This window comes from Pseudosulfitobacter sp. SM2401, from assembly GCF_042932805.1.
Classification (GTDB): Bacteria; Pseudomonadota; Alphaproteobacteria; order Rhodobacterales; family Rhodobacteraceae; genus Ascidiaceihabitans.
This window is the reverse complement of record NZ_CP170633.1, coordinates 1780765-1800687: the sequence shown is the minus strand read 5'-3', so window position 1 is coordinate 1800687 and position 19923 is coordinate 1780765. Positions and strand designations below refer to the sequence as shown.

Sequence of the window (19923 nt, the reverse complement as noted above, 5' to 3'; positions counted from 1 at the left end):
CTATCTCCGTTTTTTTGCGGCGCGTTCAGATGCAATCAACACATCCTGCGCGCGTTGCCAAGGGCCAGAGCCGCGCGGCAGTAATCCTGTTGCTCGCTTGGCGTGAATTTTAGCGTCTTTGAAACGACCTGATAGCGCATATCTTTCGGCGGTGACCAGCGACGCCATTCCGGGTTGTTTTGATTTTGCATACGCCACTGAAAGATCGCGCAGCATGACACCGTCGCGAAAATCAATTGCGCGGGCTTTTTCCAACGCGACGCGTGCTGAATTGACGTTGCCAGACGCCAGCAATGCACGCCCGTATCCTGACAGGATCAACCCCTCACGAGGAGCCAGCTTTACCGCCTGAGAATACGCATTTGTGGCGGCGCTGAATTGGCGGGTTTCGATCAAAATCTGCCCTTTCATGTCGTACAAAAAAGGGTCGGTCGGGCGCAGCGCAATCGCTTGGTTGATCGCACTTAGCGCCTTTTTGGTCTTTGAATTTCGGTGGTTGGCAATCGCTTCACGCAGCAGGCGCACGTCTTGGTATCCGGACTCGCCCAATCGGCGCAGCGTCCACTTTGGCGACCGCGTGTACGCCCCCAGTTTGCCTTTGACGCGGGCAAACCAGTAATCGGCGTCTGTGGGTTGCACCGGTTTATCCGAGGCTGCGAAACCCTGCACCGCGCGAATGCGGTCGCGCGACAACGGGTGACTGCGCAGGTAGGGATCTTGGCGGGTTTCGGCCAGTAATTCCTGACCGCGAAAGATTTCCAACGTGTCGACAAGGCCTTGGGCTGGGATGCCCGCCGCCCGTAAATAGCGCACGCCGGATTGATCTGCAGATGCTTCTTCGGCCCGTGTGTGTTTCAAAAATGCACGCTGGGCGGCCCCTTGGGTGCCAATGGCGATACCGGTTGCTGCGTCTGTTGATCCAGCGGCGGCGGCAATTGCTGCCAACGCCAGACCAAGGCCGGCGGCCGTGCGCGCGGACCCTAAATTGGTGATGCGCCGCGTGATGTGCCCGTTGGTAATGTGCGCGGCTTCGTGTGCGATGATGCCTTGCAACATATTGGCGCGCGTCAGTTTGTTGATCAGCCCGTAGTGGATAAAAATCGCGTCATTGCTGACCACAAATGCATTCAGCGAGCTGTCGTTCACCACCAGAATCTTGACCCGACTGGGGCTAAGACCCGCTGCGCGCAACACTGGCGCGGCGATTTGTTTCAAGCCAAATTCGATGTCCGCATCGCGCAGCAAGCTTTGGGCCTGCGCGGGCAAGGCGATCAGCATGGCGAACCCGCAGATGACAGCGGCTATTGACTGGCGGGGCAGGACGCGATGAAAGAACGATTGAAAAACCATGGCCAACAATAGGAACGTCTGCATGAAAACTTCAAGTCGCGCCGAGGTCGATCCCTTCATTGTGATGGACGTGATGGAGGCCGCGCGCCGCGCCGAAGACGCAGGTCGCAACATTATTCACATGGAAGTTGGCCAACCGGGTACAGGCGCACCAGTGGCTGCAACCCGCGCTTTGACCCGCGCGATGGAGGACGGGCCGCTAGGCTATACCGTCGCGTTGGGTCTGCCGGCGTTGCGCGCCCGCATCGCGCAAATGTACGGTGAATGGTACAATGTCGATCTGGATCCGAACCGTGTCGTGATCACGCCAGGGTCATCCGGTGCGTTCATTCTGGCGTTCACGGCCTTGTTCGACAGCGGTGATCGCGTTGGCATCGGCGCACCCGGCTATCCTAGTTATCGCCAGATTTTGCACGGTCTGGGGTTAACCCCTGTTGATTTGCCCGCAGCCCCGGAAAACCGCTATCAGCCTGTCGCGGCAGATTTTTCGGGGATGGATCTGGCGGGTTTGATGGTGGCCTCGCCTGCCAACCCGACTGGCACGATGCTGGACAAACCCGCCATGCAGGCCTTGATTGACGGGGCGCAGGCGCAGAATGCGTCGTTCATTAGTGACGAAATTTACCACGGCATCGAATACGAGGCCAAGGCAGTCACTGCGCTGCAGCTGACGAACGAAACCTACGTGATCAATTCGTTTTCCAAGTATTTTTCCATGACCGGCTGGCGCGTTGGCTGGATGGTTGTGCCCGAAGACCACGTGCGCGTTATCGAACGGATCGCCCAGAACATGTTCATTTGCGCGCCTCATGCGTCCCAAGTTGCCGCCCATGCTGCGATGGACTGCGACGACGAGTTACAAGCCAACCTTGCTGTGTACACCCACAACCGCGCGTTGATGCTAGACGGTTTGCCAAAGGCGGGGTTCACCAACATCGCGCCCCCGGACGGTGCGTTTTACGTCTACGCCGACGTGTCGGACATCACCGATGACAGCCGCACGCTCGCCGCCGAAATTCTGGAACACGCAGGCGTCGCCGTCACGCCGGGTCTGGATTTTGACCCGATCCGCGGCCACCAAACACTACGCTTTTCTTATGCGCGAAAGTCAGCCGACATCGAAGAAGGCCTGATGCGTCTCACTCGATTTATGGCGCAACGCGGCTGAGTTGTGATTCCCTTACGCCGCGCGATCAGCTAGACTGCGCATCAACAGAGCCGCGCAAGGTTCGACCAAAAGGGCAGGCACATGCGGTACGTATTTCAAATCTTGGCGGTGGTGATTGCTTTTGCAAGCAGTGCGAATGCGCAAAACCTCGGGGTTGTGGCGCGGGTCGATGCGCAGGCCAGCCAAATCGTGGACGGCTGGTTCGGGAAAACCACACTCGAAATTCACCTGAGCCAAGGTGTGCCGTTTCGTGTCTTCCATCTGGATAATCCTGCCCGTGTGATCGTTGATTTTCGCGAGGCGGATTGGACAGGGGTCAGCGATAGCGATCTTTTGTCAGAGGCGGGGCGTGTCAGTGCGGTGCGCTATGGCCCGTTTCGCGCAGGTTGGTCGCGCCTTGTGATGGATTTGAGCGAACCTATGCTGCCGCTTGAGGTGGCGATGCCGGTGGATGCTGAAACGGGCCGCGCCGTGCTGACGATTCAGTTGAAAAAGGCTAAGGCCAACGACTTTGCCGCCGCCGCCGGTGCCCCAGAGGATGCGCAACGCGAGGCCAAGGCCAGCGCACCCGTGCCGCATGCTGGGCCCGACGACAGATTCGTGATCGTGATTGATCCGGGGCACGGTGGCGTTGACCCGGGGGCGGTGCGCGAGGGAATGGCGGAAAAAGATTTGATGCTGACGTTCGCGCGCGAATTGGCGGACAAACTGGCCCGCAGCGGCGAGGCCGACGTGTATCTGACCCGCAACGAAGACGTATTTGTGTCGCTGCCCGCGCGCGTCGGCATGGCCCATCGCGCCAAGGCGGATTTGTTTTTGTCCTTGCACGCAGATGCCATCGCCAACGGGCAAGCGCACGGGGCCACGGTCTACACGTTATCGGACGAGGCCAGCGATGCGGCGACCGCGCAACTGGCTGCGCAACACAACCGCGCCGACATTATCGCCGGTGTCGACCTGACCGGCGCGGATGATCAGGTGGCGGAAATCTTGATCGAATTGGCGCGTCAAGAAACCGGACCACGCAACGATGCGCTCGCGGTGTCGTTGATCGAATACATCGAGGCCTCGGGCGCGCCTCTGAGCAAAACGCGGCAACGCCGGGCCGGATTTTCAGTGCTCAAAAGTGCCGACATTCCATCGGTTCTCGTCGAGGTTGGTTTCATGAGTTCCAGTCGCGATTTGGCCAATCTGCGTGATCCGGTTTGGCGTGCAAACATGGTGCAAGCGATGCGCGACGCGATCCTGACGTGGCGCGCGGATGATTTGGCAACACGGCCTTTGGTGCGCCAGTAAAACCAGCGACTTTCGGCCAGCGCGCGACAGCTTCGTGTTTTGACCCTCAGGCGCGCGTAAAGTATAGTTAAGCCAAGAGCAGAACAGATAAAGAGCGAAAGCAGCCGATGTTCAGATTCATCCTGTCGTTTTTCGGCGGAATTTTCACAACGATAACAATGGGTTTGGCTATGATGGCCTTAACCATTGGCGCGATATTCTGGATGTATGGGCGCGATTTGCCCAGCCACGAATCTTTGGCAGAATACGCACCGCCCACGATCAGCCGGATTTATTCTGGCCAAGGGCGTTTGATTGACGAGTTCGCCAAAGAACGTCGTTTGTTTGCACCAGCAGATTCCATCCCCGTTATGATCAAACAGGCGTTTGTCAGTGCGGAAGACAAGAATTTCTACGAACACGACGGTTACGATCTGCGCCAAATCGGGGCGGCGGCGTTTACGGCGCTAAAAACCCGTGGCGGCGATGTCCGCGGGGCCTCGACGATCACGCAGCAGGTGATGAAGAACTTTTTGCTGGGCGGGGAACGCCGTGCACAGCGTAAGATCCAAGAGATCATTCTGGCCGCACGGATCGAACAGACGCTGGACAAAGACCAAATTCTTGAATTGTACCTAAACGAGATTTTCCTGGGTCAAAACAGCTTTGGTGTCGCGGCGGCCAGCCAGACGTATTTCAACAAAACGCTGAGCGAATTGGCCCCCCACGAGGCGGCGATGCTTGCCAGCCTGCCCAAAGCGCCGTCTGATTTTCACCCGGTACGCCGCAAAGACCGGCTGACATCGCGCCGCAATTTCGTGCTCAAAGAGATGATGGAAAACGGCTACATCACCGCGGATGTTTACGAAAGCGAACGGGTGTTACCGCTGAAATCCGTGCAAAACGGAGACTACACCAGCTTTAAAAAAGACCTGCCGCCGCGTGATTATTTCACCGATGAAATTCGCCGCCAACTGAGCCAAGACTTTGGCGAGGGCGAATTTTTCACTGGCGGGATGACCGTGCGTGCCACCATCGATAACGAAATGCAGCCTGTCGCTGCTGATGCGTTGCAGCGCCAACTGGAACGTTACGACCGTGGTCGTGGCGTGTGGCATGGCAGTGGCCAAACCATTCCGGTCGCGCAATTGGACAGTGAGGTCAATTGGCGCACGGCCCTGTCCAAAACGAAAATCGCGCGCGACATTGCGTTGGAAAATCAGTGGTATCCGGCGGTTGTTCTTGAGGTTGGCAGCACCGAGGCCCGGATCGGTATCGAAGGCGTTAAGGATGACGCTGACGGCCACTGGATTTCCGCGAAAGACGTACAGTGGGCCCGTAAACGTCTCGAAGACGGTTCGCTGGGGCGCAAAGCCCAAGTTGCCGGTGATCTGCTCGCGGTCGGCGAAGTCGTACACGTGCGCCGCATGACGGCTGATGCGGACGGCAGTTTCATCCGCTGGACATTGCGCCAAGTGCCAGAAGTGCAGGGCGGCTTTGTCGCGATGGACGTAGACACTGGCCGCGTGATCGCGATGCAGGGTGGCTTTAGCTATCAGGCGTCGGTGTTCAATCGCGCGACGCAAGCGCGCCGCCAACCGGGTTCCAGCTTTAAGCCGTTTGTGTATGCAGCGGCCCTCGATAGTGGTTATTCACCGGCGACAATTGTGGTCGATGCGCCCATCGAAATCAACACGCCGCAAGGGCTGTGGCGTCCGCGCAATTCATCGAACAAATTCTACGGCCCGACACCATTGCGCACGGGGATCGAGCAATCTCGAAACTTGATGACGATCCGTTTGGCCGAAGAAGTCGGCATGGACACGGTCGCATCCTACGCCGAGAAATTCGGGGTCTACAACAACATGGGCCGCTTCCTTGCGAACTCGCTTGGATCAGAAGAAACCACGCTTTATCAAATGGTTGCAGCCTATGCGATGTTTGCAAATGGCGGCGAACGCATCCGCCCAACGCTGGTGGATCGTATTCAGGATCGCTACGGCAAAACGATCTTTCGCCATGACGAACGCTCTTGCGAAGATTGCCGCGTCGCGTCTTTGGATCAGGGGTTGGGGCCGCGCATTATTTCAGACCGCGAGCGGGTGATGGATCCGATCACGGCCTATCAGCTGACGTCGATGATGCGTGGTGTTGTGGAACGCGGCACGGCACGTAAAACCGTGAACCTATCCGTGCCAACAGCCGGTAAAACAGGCACGACAAACGATTCAAAAGATGTTTGGTTTGTGGGCTTTACCAGCAATATCGTTGCGGGCTGTTACATCGGTTTTGACACACCGCGCTCGTTGGGCAAGGGGGCGTCGGGTGGTGGAATGTGCGGACCTGTGTTCCAACAATTTATGAAAGAAGCGACCAAGAAATTTGGTGGTGGTGCGTTTGATGTGCCTCCGGGCGGGCATTTTATCAATATCGACCGGTTTACCGGCGCACGTTTGGGCGATGGTGCGAGCGGTGACAACGTTGTCTCTGAGTATTTCCGTGACGGCGAAGAACCGATCTTTGGCATCGCATTTGATGGCGGTTTTGCAATGGGCGCAGATTTACCACTGTTCAGAGAAGAGGGTGGAACTGGCGGCAAGGAAGTCACGACATCGTCGGGCAAAAAAGCGGTTGTCGGGTCAAAAGCAAACTTTGGCACGCTAAGCTCGGGCGGCCTGTATTAGCGCACACGTGGTGGGCGACACGCCCACCTTACCCGCTTGCCGCAGCCTCATCGCTGGTTTATCACCCTAATTCTAAATAGTTTTTAAGGATCACGCAGATGCGCGCTGAGGTTCAGAACACGGTCGCAGAGATTGAAAAATCGCTGGAGCTTTTGGCACAACGTTTGGACGTTGAAACCGCGCAGTTCCGGTTGGAAGAATTCAATGCGCGCGTTGAGGATCCGAACCTGTGGGATGACGCCGAAGCAGCCCAAAAACTGATGCGCGAGCGCCAGAATTTAGTTGATGCAATCGGGACTTATGAGGGCATCAAAACCGACCTGAACGACAACGTCGAGATGATCGAATTGGGCGAAATGGAAGAGGACCAAGAGGTCATCACCGACGCCGAGAACGCATTGAAATCGCTGGCTATCACCGCCGCTCAGAAAGAGTTGGAAGCGCTGTTAGACGGCGAAGCGGATGGCAATGATACGTTCCTCGAAATCAACTCGGGCGCAGGCGGAACAGAAAGCTGTGATTGGGCGTCGATGTTGGCACGCATGTACGTGCGTTGGGCCGAGAAAAAGGGCTACAAGGTCGAACTTCAATCCGAAAGTGCGGGCGAAGAGGCGGGGATCAAATCCGCGACCTACAAGATCAGCGGCCTGAACGCCTATGGCTGGATGAAGTCGGAATCGGGCGTGCATCGATTGGTCCGGATTTCGCCGTTTGACAGTGCTGCAAAACGGCACACCTCGTTTACGTCTGTCGGGGTTTATCCCGTTGTCGATGACAATATCGAAATCGAAGTAAACCCCTCGGACATCCGCATCGACACATACCGGTCATCCGGCGCTGGCGGTCAGCACGTGAACACCACGGATTCGGCAGTTCGGATCACGCACGCCCCGACCGGCATCGTCGTAACCTCTTCTGAGAAATCGCAGCACCAGAACCGTGACATCGCCATGAAAGCGCTAAAATCGCGGCTGTACCAGATGGAGCTGGACCGCCGGAACGCCGCCGTGAACGAGATGCACGAAAACAAGGGTGACGCCGGTTGGGGTAACCAGATCCGGTCCTATGTTTTGCAGCCTTATCAGATGGTTAAAGACTTGCGCACCAATTATGAAACCTCTGACACCAAGGGCGTGTTGGACGGCGATCTAGATGGGCTCATGGGCGCGACCCTCGCGTTGGCCGTCGCAGGCAAAAGCCGAGCAGAGGCCCAAGGCAACTAAGCTGTCGTTTTTGGCATGGTAAGGTGCATCTTGATGCACCCCGTGCTTGCGTCCTGACCGCGTTCAGGGTTTGATCGCGACATGACAGATTTTACCTATGAAAGCGCCTTAGCGCTGTCCGAAAAACTTGAGCGTGGCGACATCAGCGCGCGCGAGCTGATGCGTTCAACTTTGGATCGTGTTGAGGCGGTCAATGGCGATGTGAACGCAATCGTTTCACTGCGCGATGGCGATGATTTGATGGCCGAAGCCAAAGACGCAGAAACCACACCACGCAAAGGCTGGTTGCACGGTGTTCCCATCGCAATCAAAGACTTGGGCAACGCGGCAGGCCTACCAACGTCCATGGGATCACCGTTGTTTGCCGGGCAAATGGCCGAGACCGATGATCTGGTTGTCGCCAATTTGCGCAACGCTGGCGCGATTGTGATCGGCAAAACCAACACGCCGGAATTTGGCCTTGGGTCACACACATTCAACCCTGTTTTCGGGGCGACGCGCAATCCGTACGGGCATGGCCAAACGGCTGGCGGTTCCTCTGGTGGGGCAGCTGTTGCGTTGGCGACAGGCATGCTGAGCGTTGCTGACGGGTCCGATATGATGGGGTCCTTGCGCAATCCTGCGGCGTGGAACAACGTTTACGGAATGCGCCCAAGTTGGGGGCTGATCCCGTCCGAACCCAAGGGCGATAGTTTTATCCATCAGATGGCCACAAACGGCCCGATGGCGCGTAATCCTGCTGACATGGCTGCATTGCTCGATACAATGGCCAGCCTTGATCCGCGCCAGCCGCATGGCACCAGCCAAGCCCCCGCATTGCCGCAAATTAACGGTGATGTCGCAGGAACGCGCGTCGGCTGGCTGGGCGATTGGGGCGGCGTGCTGGTTTACGAAGACGGGATCACAGCGCTTGCCGAGACTGCTCTTGGTCAGATGGCTGACATGGGCTGCGTCGTCCAAGATTTGCCTGCGCCGTTCAGCGCCGCCGCGATTTGGGACAGCTGGACAACGCTGCGCTCGTTCATGGTTGGCAGTGGTTTGGCCCCGATGTTGCAAGACCCCGCAAAGCGAGACCGGCTCAAGGCCACGGCAATTTGGGAAGCCGAACGTTACCTGGACATGCCCGCAACAGAGGTACATCGCGCCAGTGTTATTCGGTCTGAATGGTTCCAAACATCAGCGCAACTTTTTGAAAACGTGGATGTTTTGGTGCTTCCTTCAGCCCAAGTTTGGCCGTTTGACGTGGACGTTGAATACCCTACGGAAATCGCCGGACGCAGCATGGACACGTATCATCGTTGGATGGAAGTCATGATTGCGCCAAGCCTTTTGGGACTGCCTGTGGTTAACATTCCGATGGGGTTTGGTGGGCCAAACAACCTGCCAATGGGGCTGCAATTGATTGGCAAACGCGGGTCGGATGCTGCGTTGTTACGCTTGGCAAATGCGTGGCACGCGGCCACCGATTGGCCCAACGTGCGCCGGATCTAGGTCGCTGGCTCGCGCCCGTGTTTCACGAGACGCGCGCGTAGTGTTTCAGTGTTTGAATGTCCGATTTCCAACGCAAACACATAGGCGTGCGTTAGGTAAAAGCAGGCGGTATCGATATCGCCGGCACCATCTGCTGCTTGTGTGTACAGGTTAACCAATTGGGCCGTGTCATTTGTGGCATGCGCCGCCAAAAGCTGCGCGTCCAGAGTGTTCATTCAGCTGCAAGGTTTGCGCTGCGATGCTTGGCAATCCGCGCCGCAACCCAAGCATGAAACAGATGCGTCGGACCATCCATCGCAGGTGAGAAACGCCCGCCATCAAATTTTGGTCCATGCCGGCCTCGCTGCATGCCCTCAACCACAAACACGTCCTCGGCAAACACCTCTTTCCAGAGCGTGGTGTTCTTTGCACGCAAAGCCGCATCGGTGGTGTCGGATGCGTAATACAGATGGATGTTTTCGACGGTTTTTTCCGGCCCTTCAGGGGTCAGCACGATCGCAAATGTATGGTCGCGGTGCACGCCCAACAGGACATTTGGAAATGCCGTGATGTATTCTGCGGCCGTATCCCATTTGTCTGAAATCCCTGAAAAATCAGGAAAAGTCTGCCCGTGATCGTCGGTCAACTGGCGGTACACATACGTGCCTTGGCCCGCATAAGTGTCTGCCTTTTCAATGTGATAGTGGTCCTCAAGCTTTGAATAGCTGTTAAGCCCGGGGTGCACCCACGGCAAATGATAGCTTTCGCAGTAGTTTTCAACGGCAAGCTTCCAATTGCAATTTATCTCTAGCTGGAATGTGCTGTCAGGGCCGCCGTGAAACAGCGGTTTGTCGAAATCAGACCACCGCGACAACAGGTCTGCGTTTGCCACTTCAAAATCGGGTGCGTCGCCCGAGACGTTGATCCAAACAACGTCCATCCACACGTGGCTGCGGATTTCGAACAGGCCTAGCAACGCGCGGTCTATGCCGTCATGGGTGTTCTGACCGGGACCGCCGACATGCGGGGTCGAGACCAGTTTGCCTTCGGTGGAATAGCACCAACTGTGGTAGGGGCAGCGAATGGCACCTTCGACCTTGCGCGGCTCCGAAACCAAAATCATTCCGCGATGCCGACAAGTGTTTTGGAACACACGCACAGCGCCGGATTTGTCACGTACCATCAGCAACGGCATGCCCAAAAAGGTTAAGGGCACCGCATCGCCAATTTCGGGAATGTCAGCTGCCACGCCCAGTCCGGACCAGCCAGAAAACAGCAGCGCGTTTTTCTCTTCCTCAAAGACGGCGGGGTCAATGTAATGGGCGTTGGGCAGGCCGTTTGCCTGCTCGATCGGGCGTTGAACGGCGTCGATTTCTGTTACGTGATCCATGCGAATGCCCCCCTGGGTGATCTTCCTCCGAGGGTAACAAGCGCGGATCACGCAGGCATGTTTATCAGCGACTTAACTTTTCTGAAGGCGACATGATCGAGTTTATCGAAACGGCTGGTTTGGCTGCAACAAGCGAATATCAAAGGGGCTGAGCGCGCTTGCATCGCAATATCCCGATGCGCGCGCGACCTTGAGTGCCGCGCTTAAATTACGGCCCAGATGTTCATACACAATTCGAACGGCGCGTTCACCAGCGGGTGTTTCGCTTATGGTGCGGGATACATATCCGACCCAGAAGTTGTTTTCGAATGACGCAACGCGGTGCAGATAAGTAAAGGAACAGGTCATCGAATTTCGCCGTGAAATAACGCCGGCAACACCTTCTTCTTGCTGTAGGATTAATCCGCGGAATTCACGGGCATCTTGCGTCGGCGGTAACCCTTGCGAGGCCAGCGCTTGTTTGGTTTCATAGCCGCGAATGTAGGTGTTTGACCCTTCGCGTGTCACCCAAACGAGACAGGTGACAAACTGACTGGCGTCCAGAAAACTTTGGCGGGCAAAGCGGTAGTACCCCGATGGAAAAGTTTCTTCGGAAAGATCACGCGACCCAGTACCAACAAAATCCTTGAGAAACAGGCTGGACAGCGGATCTGATCCACTGGTGATGGTTTCGACCGGTTCCAACAAGACCCGCGCGTCGATGTCGAAAAAGTCGCAAATGCGCGCCAGAACATCCGGGCGTGGAAAGCTTTCGCCAGCCAAATAGCGGTTAAACTGGGTGCGATTGATACCCAATTGGCGTGAGAGTTCTGAAATCGACGGGTATTCCCTGGCGAGGTATCGCAAATTCGAACCAAACATACTGCGCAATTCGGCAGGGTTGCGGAAGGGATCGGCCATATAAGCTCCATTCGAAAGACACGCGTAAACCCAAGGTTGGTACTGAATACGTCGTTGAAAACTCATAAAAACAGGGCAGTTGCATCAATTGACGCCAACTAGGGGCGAAAGTGACGCGGTATAGTGTCGATACACTACGCAACCAGACACAAAAAGCAAGATAGAGTTGCAGACTTAACCATATTAACACCCGCTCGTTTTGTTTCTGATAGAGGTGGGGGACGAATTGCGTGTGGTGCAAAACGGGGAACTATAAATACTATGATTGGGGTAGTACTTTGGAAGAACACTGATGACGGCAGTGCGGTCATTTGGTGTGAAGATCAGGGCGATCTGGCGTTTTTGAATAACAAGGAAACCGTTCTGGACACGCAGGCATTTTTTGATGTCGGCGATGTTGTTGAGTTCGATGTTTTGATGCTTGAGAATATGCGCGGCGTGCAAAATTTATCACGCTTGCAGGATCAAGCACGCCCGGAAATAGGGCACAACTTAAGCCGTTGTGAGCCCAGGACATCGCTTGACGGTGCTGAGATTATTCAATTCAAAGATGCGTTTAAAGAAAGGAAACCCTGCGAAAATGCTCGATCTTCGCAGGACAAATCTGCCTGATAACGCATTGTTATATCGACGAAATTAGTCGCCGCGAGAAAGAGCAGCGACACCAGTGCGCGCAACATCAACCAAACCCAGAGGGCGCATAAGATCGGCGAATGCGTCGATTTTCTCTGGGGCACCGGTGATTTCGAACACAAAGCTTTCTAATGTGCTGTCGACCACGTTGGCGCGGAAAATGTCGGCCAGACGCAAGGCTTCGACCCGCTTTTCACCGTTGCCAGCAACTTTGAACATCGCCAATTCGCGTTCGACGCATGGCCCTTCGACCGTCAAATCATGCACGTCGTGAACGGTCACAATGCGGCCCAGCTGGGCTTTGATTTGCTCGATCACTTGGGGGGTGCCGTTTGTCACAATTGTGATGCGCGACAAATGTCCTTGATGATCAACTTCGGCGACTGTCAGGCTTTCGATGTTATAGCCACGCCCGGAGAACAACCCGATGACACGCGCCAAAACGCCCGGTTCATTTTCGACCAGAACAGCCAATGTGTGACGCTCAATGACGTCAGAAAAATTCGGGCGCAGATTGTAGGCGGACTTTGAAGACGCGCCTTTTTTCAGTTTCAGAGCGGACATATCACTTCCAGTTTTCAAGACATTAAGCAGGGCTAGGCTATCGTTTCAAACGGGCTAAGGCCAGTGCTTGCACCCTTTTGGACGCTCATTTTCTTTTAATTTATTGAGGATATGACCAGAGGTGCGAATTTGTAATGGACGTTTTATGCCCAGCCCCTTGGATCAACAGACAAAAGCGACTTTTCACGACCTGCTCGGCTTGGCGGAAACAACCTGGTTTCCTCTGGTGGACACGTTACCGGTCTGGTTTTGGGCCTGTGATGATCGGTACGAATTGACGTATCTGAGCGATAATTTGACCCGCGTGACCGGTATGACACCGGCAATGTTGCAGGGTGTTTGTATTTTGGATCAACGGTATGGCAGCGCAAAAAACAATTTGGGCTTGGGTGCCTATCATGATGTGTTACGGGCGCGAAAACCGTTCGACAGTTTTTGCTATGAAAAGCTGTTAAAAAGCGGCGAGCGTGTCGTTTTGATGGACAGCGGTGTACCGATTTATGACAATGCTGGCAGATTTAAAGGCTATCGCGGTATCAGTTTTCACTTAACCCACGCTGTAAATACGGCCAGTGAAACCGCCAGTCTGATCTATACGCTCAAATCGCGGGCGGATGAATTGGAACAAGAATTGTCACGGCGCAATGCGCAGCTTGAGGCCAGCAACAAGTTGCTGAACGAAGTGGTGGAGGCGATGGGGCAGGGGTTGATTGTCACCAACGGAACCGACCTGCACGACCCTGAAAACAAAGTCATGATCGTTAACCCGGCGTATCGCGACCTATTTGACCTTTCAGAAGATGACATCGGGCCCGGCACGACAATGTATGACGCGATCTCCGTGATCCTAAATCGCAGCGATGTGCCCAAAACCCCCGAAGTGTTTGCCATGGTACAAGAGCGTTTGAAACGCGGCGAACCTTGGCTGATTGATATCAAATCCTCTGGCCGTGCGACTTCTGTGAAAACAGCGCACCGACCATCTGGCGGTTACGTTATTGTACACACCGATGTCACAGATTTGCGCACGCGCAACATGATGTTGGAACAGGCCCGTGACGAGGCGCAAGTTGCGAACCTCGCTAAATCGAATTTCCTCGCCACGATGAGCCATGAAATTCGCACGCCCATGAACGGTGTTGTCGGTATGGCAGATCTGTTGGCTGCTACGGATCTTGACGAGGATCAGATGGGTTTTGTTGAAACGATCCGCACCTCAGCGCTGGCTCTGACGATGTTGATTTCCGACATTCTGGACTTCTCGAAAATTGAAGCCGGGCATGTGTCGCTGCAATGCGTGCCGTTTGATTTGCATAATGTCGTGCGCGAGGTGTGTGTGCTGGTTCAGCCCTTGGCGCAAATAAAATCGTTAGAGTTTGATGTATCCATCGCTTCGGATGTGCCCTGCGCGGTCATGGGCGATGCTTTGCGTTTACGTCAGGTGCTTTTGAACCTTCTCGGCAATGCCGTGAAATTCACGATGGATGGCGGTGTGCGCCTAGCCGTCAATTTCCTTGCAACGGACAACACGGTAGTTTTTGAAGTTCACGATACAGGAATTGGAATTCCAGCTGACAAGGTCGACACAGTGTTTGCGCCCTTTCAACAAGTTGACGGTGGCCTGCAGCGCGAGTTTGAGGGAACTGGCCTCGGCCTGTCCATTACCCGAAATCTGGTCGAGGCAATGGCAGGGTCAGTGAAGGTTCAATCCGAAGAGGGGCGTGGTTCTGTCTTTACGCTGTGTTTGCCGTTGGAACCTTGCACGCTGAAATTGCCCAAAACCATCGTTGTGGACGTCGCACAAATAGATTGCAGCGGTAGGCACGTTCTGGTCGCCGAAGACAATCGGACAAATCAGTTGGTTGTACGTCGCATGCTAGAGCGAACCGGCGCAACAATCACCCTTGTACGCAACGGCGAAGAAGCATGTATCGCCTTTCGCGACACCCGCTTTGATCTGGTTTTGATGGATATTTCTATGCCGGTGATGAACGGGTTGGACGCGTGCAAGGCAATCCGCGCGATCGAAGCTGCACGTGGCATGCCGCATTGTCCGATCGTCGCGTTGACCGGCAATGCGTTTGAACGTGACAAAGACGCGTGTGAAGCCGCTGGGATGGATGATTTTCTGACCAAACCTGTTCGTTTGGCAGACGTGACACAGTGTTTATTGCGTCATTTGGGCGACGGCGTGCATGCCACCGCCCAAATCAGTTAGACCATTACCGAACCCTTGGCATCGATCACGCCTTGCGTGTTCGCTTCGCCCAAAAGCATTTCGTTATGGGCTTTGCCCGACGGGATCATCGGGAAGCAGTTTTCGTGCTTTTCGACCAGGCAGTCGAACAAAACAGGGCCGTCATGGTTTAACATTTCCATGATTGCATCGTCCAGATCGTCAGGATCAGAACAAATAATCCCTTTTGCACCAAAAGCTTCCGCTAATTTAACAAAGTCAGGCAGGCTTTCTGACCAGCTTGATGAATATCGTTCGCCGTGCAGCAACTCTTGCCACTGACGCACCATTCCAAGACGTTCATTGTTCAGGATGAATTGCTTGACCGGTAGATTGTATTGCATCGCCGTTCCCAGCTCTTGCATGTTCATCAGCCAGCTGGCTTCACCTGCAACGTTGATAACCAGCGCATCGGGGTGCCCCATCTGCACACCAATTGACGCAGGAAAACCATAGCCCATGGTCCCCAAACCACCGGACGTCATCCAGCGGTTCGGATCCTCAAAGTTCAAATACTGCGCGGCCCACATCTGATGTTGGCCAACTTCGGTCGTAATATACCGGTCATGATCTTTGGTCAGCGCCTCAAGGCGTTGCAGCGCATATTGTGGCTTAATCACTTTGCCTTTTTGCTCGAATTTCAGGCAATCGACTGCCTGCCATTCTTTGATCTTGCCCCACCATTTGCCAACGGCTTCTGAATTTGTCTTGCGACCACGAGACTTCCAAACTTTCATCACGTCTTCGAGGACGTGCCCAACGTCACCAACAATCGGGATGTCGACGCGAATGACTTTGTTGATCGAAGAGGGGTCGATATCAATATGCGCTTTGGTCGATTTCGGGCTGAATTCAGAAATCAAACCTGTAATGCGATCGTCAAAGCGCGCACCGATGTTGATCATCAGATCACAATCGTGCATCGCCATATTCGCTTCGTACAATCCGTGCATGCCCAACATGCCCAACCATTTGTCGCCGGACGCGGGGTACGCGCCGAGGCCCATCAAGGTTGAAGTGATCGGAAATCCTGTGGATTCAACAAGTTCGCGCAACAATTGGCTCGCTGCTGGGCCAGAGTTGATGACGCCGCCGCCTGTATAGAACAACGGGCGTTTGGCTTTTTCCAAAGCGGCGACCAACTCAGTGATCTCTTCCATGTCGCCCTTCAGCTTGGGCTGGTAATGCGAAGTCGATGGTTTCGGCGCATCGTAACGGCCCGTGGCAAATTGCACGTCCTTAGGGATGTCGACCAGAACGGGGCCAGGGCGGCCAGATGTCGCTACGTGGAACGCCTCGTGTAAAACGCCCGACAAAGCATCCGTTTCTTTGACCAACCAATTGTGTTTGGTGCAGGGACGGGTGATGCCAACGGTATCGGCCTCTTGGAACGCATCAGATCCAATCATGAATGTCGGCACTTGGCCGGTCAAAACGATGATCGGAATACTGTCGAGCAATGCGTCCGTCAAACCTGTCACGGCATTGGTCGCACCGGGTCCGGATGTCACAAGTGCTACACCGGGTTTGCCAGTGGAACGCGCATACCCTTCGGCGGCATGCACAGCGCCTTGTTCGTGACGCACCAGAATGTGTTTGATGCTGTTTTGTTGAAAAACTTCGTCGTAGATCGGTAGCACGGCGCCACCGGGATATCCGAATATTGTGTCAACGCCTTGATCAATCAAGGCTTGAACAACCATTTTCGCTCCGGTCATTTGGCGTGTCATCTGTCTAGCTCCGTCTTTCATATCGTGTCTGAAGTCTATTGTTTCAGAGAGAGTTTCGTTTTCATTTAAGCAAAAAAAAGCCCCCGTTCTGGCGGGGGCGCATGGGTACCATTATGGTGATCCGTTACCGGCCCATGCGCTGACTTTCGACAATGACGACTAGATTTGTCATGCGTTTCCTAGACCCTAAGGGCGTTTTGATTGCTTGCAGAGACACTATGACTGCCTTTGGGGGGCGTCAACACGCATTAGTAAAAAAATATGTCCCTTTGGGGCATTTTTTTGATATTTTCTTGCGCTCAAGTTGCTCGTACTGAAATTTTGGACATTTTGACCTCAAAACTGGACCTATTCCTGGATTAAATCGTGTCCATCTGGCCGCGTGCGCGGGTCGCCAGTGATTGAATTTCTTCGGCGAGGGTTTTGAATTCGGTCGCAATGACAGCCAATCCTCGACCTGCGTCACCTGCGCGGGCCGCCTCGACCGAGGCATTGAGCGACACTAAACGCACATGTTTGCCGATGTATTCCAGACGGGTCAAAATTTCGCCTACAGCTTTTGTCGCCTGATTGGCCTTTGCGGTGTCGGCCGCACGTTTTTCATCCAAACTCGCCCACAACTGATTGCAAAACTCGGTGATGATCTGGGCAAAGCCGGAGCGGCCGAACCGAAAATGTTTATCTAACGCTTCAGCAAGGTTTTGATCTTGATGTGAGGCCGCGCGCAACACATCTTCGCTGAGTTCAACCATGGTCGAAATCGATTGCATCGCGTCCGGTGACAGTTTCGCCTGCTCTTTGACCCAGGTGCACATGCTGCTCGCGAAGTTGTCGTGGTAATACTCCCCAGCCATCAAATCACGCACGGTTTGCATTTCGTGGACTTGTTCGCGCAGAATTTCCAACCGGTGCGGTTGATGTCCGGCGTTGTCACGTTCGCTGGGATTAGGGCGATGGATCAGTGTGCCGAACAGCGCGACGCGGATCGTTCTTGCCCGCATCGTGGCGATCAAATCAATAACATCACGGCGATCTTCGAATGTGTCATCAGCAAGGGACACAACAGCGAAAGCCTCGGGCAGGGTGGTGGCGTGTGGATTCATGTTCATGCCCAAGCGTTAACTATGAAATCCTAACAAACTCCTACAAATTGACCGGTCTCAGGGCCTTTTTCACAGCGCATAACCAGTGCCTTGCAGCACGCCGTGTTCCAACGCGTAGCGGGTCAGCCCCGCGGTCGATGAAATCCCTAGCTTGCGTTTGATGTTCTTGCGATGGGTTTCCACGGTGCGCACTGAAATTTCCAGCGCCAGCGCGACGTCTTTGTTCGACTTGCCTTGGGCCAACTGCAACAGGATCGTCTGTTCGCGTCCGGTCAATGCCTCGCGGGTTTCACCGGGTTTTGGCACCAGTGATTCAGCCGCCCCTGTGCACAGGTATTTTTCGCCGCGCATCACGGCATCAATCGCCAGCTTGATCTCGTCTGTGGGCACGTCCTTGAGCACGTATCCCATGGCCCCGTGGTTCAGCGCGGACGAGATGTATTCGGGACTGTCATGCATCGACAGCACCAGAACATGCGTTTCAGGCCGGCGTTCCAGCACCAGTTCGGTCGCCGTCAGCCCGCTCATTTCCGGCATGTTCAGATCCATCAGGATCACATCGGGGTTGATGGTCTCTAACTGGTCCACCACCTCGCGTCCATTGGACAGGGTGCCAACAACCTTTAGGTCATCGTAGCTTTCCAGCACGGATTGGATGCCTTGGGCGACCATGGGGTGATCGTCAACGATCAAAACGCGAATAAGGGATGTCATACTTGTACTCGACTAAGGGATGGGTCGTTGGTTTCGGGTGACAGCAGGTGTGACAGCGGCACGGTGGCTTCGATGATGGTGCCTGTGCTGCCTTTGACGGACAGGATTCGCAAGCTGCCATCCAGTTGCTCCACCCGTTCTTGCATGTTGCGCAGACCAATGCCGGGGCCACGGTTCTTGCTGGATGGATCAACGCCGCAGCCATTGTCCGAAATGCGTAGCGTCGCGCCCTTTTTGTGACCGCGCAAATCGATCGAGGCATGCGTGGCACCGGAATGGCGTTCGATATTGGTCAGCGCCTCTTGGGCAATACGGTACAGCGCGATCTTGGCATTCTGATCCAGACGGTTGCGAAACACCACAGTGCTAAAGGCGGTTTCGATGCCGGTGCGGGTTTCAAAATCATCGCGCAGGGATTTGATCGCGGGGCCAAGGCCTAGATCATCCAGCACACCGGGGCGTAAATCACGACTGATGCGGCGGACTTCGGAAATGGCGGTGCCAAGGTTGTCGATGCCCTGTTCCAGCGATTTTCCGGCATCAGGCGCGCCATTGTCCAACCGACGGCGCGCGCTATCCAGCGCAAAGCGCACCCCGACAAGGATCTGGCTGATCCCGTCATGCAATTCACGGGCCACACGCCCGCGCTCTTCTTCTTGGGCGTCAAACACGCGCTGGGTCAGGCGTTTCAACTTGGCATCCGCCAGACGACGTTCGCGGATGTTGATCAGCATGCCCGACAGGAACACGACCAATAGGGCCGCTAATGTAATGACCGAAATATAAACAAAGGTACGGCGCACACGGGTTTCCACATCGGCGCGGGCCGTCGCGACCGTGGCCAGCACGTCATCGATGAACACGCCGGTGCCCACCGCCCAACGCCAAGACGGAAACGAGGTGACGTAGGTGATCATCTCGGCCTCTTGCCCGTTTGAGGGTTTTGGCCACAGGTGGGTCAGATAACCGTCACCTTGGCGCGCAATGTCGATCAGGTTTGCGACAACCGGGGTGCCACGGCTGTCTTTGAGTGCCAAGTGATTGACGTTGATCATCTCGGTCTGGCGTGGGCTGACGAGGCTGGTGCCATCGTAGTCATAGACAAAAAAGAACCCCTCATCGCCGTAAATCATCGCAGACAGGATTTGCGACACCTGGCGTTTTTTATCTTCGTCGTTGGGGGCGGCATTGCCGTAGATAAAATAAAATCCGTTGCGTGCTTGGGTCACGTAATTGCGCAGCTCGGCTTTTTTGGCCTCGATCAGCTGGACCTCTAGGGCGCGAATCTCGCGTTCCGCCAATGCACGGCTTTGGATCGCGACCAAGGACGCAATCGCAGCCACCGCCAAAATAAGCGGAAGCGCGGCCACAAGGGACAGCTTGTGCGCATAAGTTAGGCGCAAAAAAGGAAGACGGCGCAGCATGAGGCGAATCGATACGCGGGAATCACCCCGAATCAAAGGGGTAGGGCGACCTATTTGGG

16 protein-coding genes are annotated in these 19923 nt (G+C 55.1%); 7 read left to right on the top strand and 9 right to left on the bottom strand.

From position 1 onward, the window contains the following. Positions 1–1374, bottom strand: coding sequence for a M48 family metalloprotease (locus ACFIO0_RS08875; RefSeq protein ID WP_390914987.1), 1374 nt, complete (start codon positions 1372–1374; stop codon positions 1–3). Here ACFIO0_RS08875 and ACFIO0_RS08870 point away from each other — a divergent pair. The 5 genes from ACFIO0_RS08870 (at position 1373) to ACFIO0_RS08850 (ending at position 9191) form a co-directional block, all read left to right on the top strand. Continuing rightward, entirely contained in the window at positions 1373–2518 is a 1146-nt protein-coding gene (locus ACFIO0_RS08870) for an aminotransferase class I/II-fold pyridoxal phosphate-dependent enzyme (protein ID WP_390914986.1), read from the top strand. The genes ACFIO0_RS08875 and ACFIO0_RS08870 overlap by 2 nt on opposite strands. Before the next feature lie 81 nt (positions 2519–2599). Continuing rightward, the gene (locus ACFIO0_RS08865) at positions 2600–3814 is read left to right on the top strand and encodes an N-acetylmuramoyl-L-alanine amidase (protein ID WP_390914985.1); all 1215 of its coding nucleotides are present in this window, start codon (positions 2600–2602) and stop codon (positions 3812–3814) included. Positions 3815–3921: 107 nt separating this feature from the next. Further along, positions 3922–6477 (top strand): PBP1A family penicillin-binding protein, encoded by a 2556-nt coding sequence (locus ACFIO0_RS08860; RefSeq protein ID WP_390914984.1) that lies wholly within the window; start codon positions 3922–3924, stop codon positions 6475–6477. Positions 6478–6575: 98 nt separating this feature from the next. After that, positions 6576–7700, top strand: coding sequence for a peptide chain release factor 2 (gene prfB, locus ACFIO0_RS08855; RefSeq protein ID WP_390914983.1), 1125 nt, complete (start codon positions 6576–6578; stop codon positions 7698–7700). 81 nt (positions 7701–7781) lie between these two features. Further along, positions 7782–9191: an amidase gene (locus ACFIO0_RS08850; protein ID WP_390914982.1), complete on the top strand. Its 1410-nt coding sequence runs from the start codon at positions 7782–7784 to the stop codon at positions 9189–9191. Here ACFIO0_RS08850 and ACFIO0_RS08845 read toward each other — a convergent pair. From ACFIO0_RS08845 to ACFIO0_RS08835, 3 genes are all read right to left on the bottom strand, one after another. Continuing rightward, positions 9188–9406: a hypothetical protein gene (locus tag ACFIO0_RS08845; protein ID WP_390914981.1), complete on the bottom strand. Its 219-nt coding sequence runs from the start codon at positions 9404–9406 to the stop codon at positions 9188–9190. The genes ACFIO0_RS08850 and ACFIO0_RS08845 overlap by 4 nt on opposite strands. Beyond that, complete coding sequence (locus ACFIO0_RS08840; RefSeq protein WP_390914980.1) at positions 9403–10560, bottom strand: SRPBCC family protein; 1158 nt, start codon at positions 10558–10560, stop codon at positions 9403–9405. The genes ACFIO0_RS08845 and ACFIO0_RS08840 overlap by 4 nt, the downstream gene beginning before the upstream one ends. Before the next feature lie 102 nt (positions 10561–10662). Further along, the gene (locus tag ACFIO0_RS08835) at positions 10663–11460 is read right to left on the bottom strand and encodes a helix-turn-helix domain-containing protein (protein ID WP_390914979.1); all 798 of its coding nucleotides are present in this window, start codon (positions 11458–11460) and stop codon (positions 10663–10665) included. Positions 11461–11721: 261 nt separating this feature from the next. Here ACFIO0_RS08835 and ACFIO0_RS08830 point away from each other — a divergent pair, with 261 nt between their 5' ends. Further along, positions 11722–12072: a hypothetical protein gene (locus ACFIO0_RS08830; protein WP_390914978.1), complete on the top strand. Its 351-nt coding sequence runs from the start codon at positions 11722–11724 to the stop codon at positions 12070–12072. 24 nt (positions 12073–12096) lie between these two features. Here ACFIO0_RS08830 and ilvN read toward each other — a convergent pair whose 3' ends face one another. Then, the gene (gene ilvN, locus ACFIO0_RS08825) at positions 12097–12657 is read right to left on the bottom strand and encodes an acetolactate synthase small subunit (RefSeq protein WP_390914977.1); all 561 of its coding nucleotides are present in this window, start codon (positions 12655–12657) and stop codon (positions 12097–12099) included. 199 nt (positions 12658–12856) lie between these two features. Here ilvN and ACFIO0_RS08820 point away from each other — a divergent pair, with 199 nt between their 5' ends. Next, positions 12857–14875: an ATP-binding protein gene (locus tag ACFIO0_RS08820; RefSeq protein ID WP_390914976.1), complete on the top strand. Its 2019-nt coding sequence runs from the start codon at positions 12857–12859 to the stop codon at positions 14873–14875. On the opposite strand, the gene ACFIO0_RS08815 is transcribed toward ACFIO0_RS08820, so the two are convergent. The 4 genes from ACFIO0_RS08815 to ACFIO0_RS08800 all read right to left on the bottom strand — a co-directional run bounded on the left by ACFIO0_RS08815 (position 14872) and on the right by ACFIO0_RS08800 (position 19864). Further along, entirely contained in the window at positions 14872–16623 is a 1752-nt protein-coding gene (locus ACFIO0_RS08815; RefSeq protein WP_390914975.1) for an acetolactate synthase 3 large subunit, read from the bottom strand. The two genes, ACFIO0_RS08820 and ACFIO0_RS08815, sit on opposite strands and share 4 nt — an antisense overlap. A 359-nt stretch (positions 16624–16982) precedes the next feature. Beyond that, on the bottom strand, positions 16983–17726 hold the full coding sequence (locus tag ACFIO0_RS08810) for a methyl-accepting chemotaxis protein (RefSeq protein ID WP_390914974.1): 744 nt from the start codon (positions 17724–17726) through the stop codon (positions 16983–16985). A gap of 69 nt (positions 17727–17795) precedes the next feature. Then, the gene (locus tag ACFIO0_RS08805; RefSeq protein WP_390914973.1) at positions 17796–18440 is read right to left on the bottom strand and encodes a response regulator; all 645 of its coding nucleotides are present in this window, start codon (positions 18438–18440) and stop codon (positions 17796–17798) included. After that, positions 18437–19864: a cache domain-containing protein gene (locus tag ACFIO0_RS08800; protein WP_390914972.1), complete on the bottom strand. Its 1428-nt coding sequence runs from the start codon at positions 19862–19864 to the stop codon at positions 18437–18439. Before ACFIO0_RS08800 ends, ACFIO0_RS08805 begins: the two co-directional genes overlap by 4 nt. Positions 19865–19923: the final 59 nt, after the last annotated feature.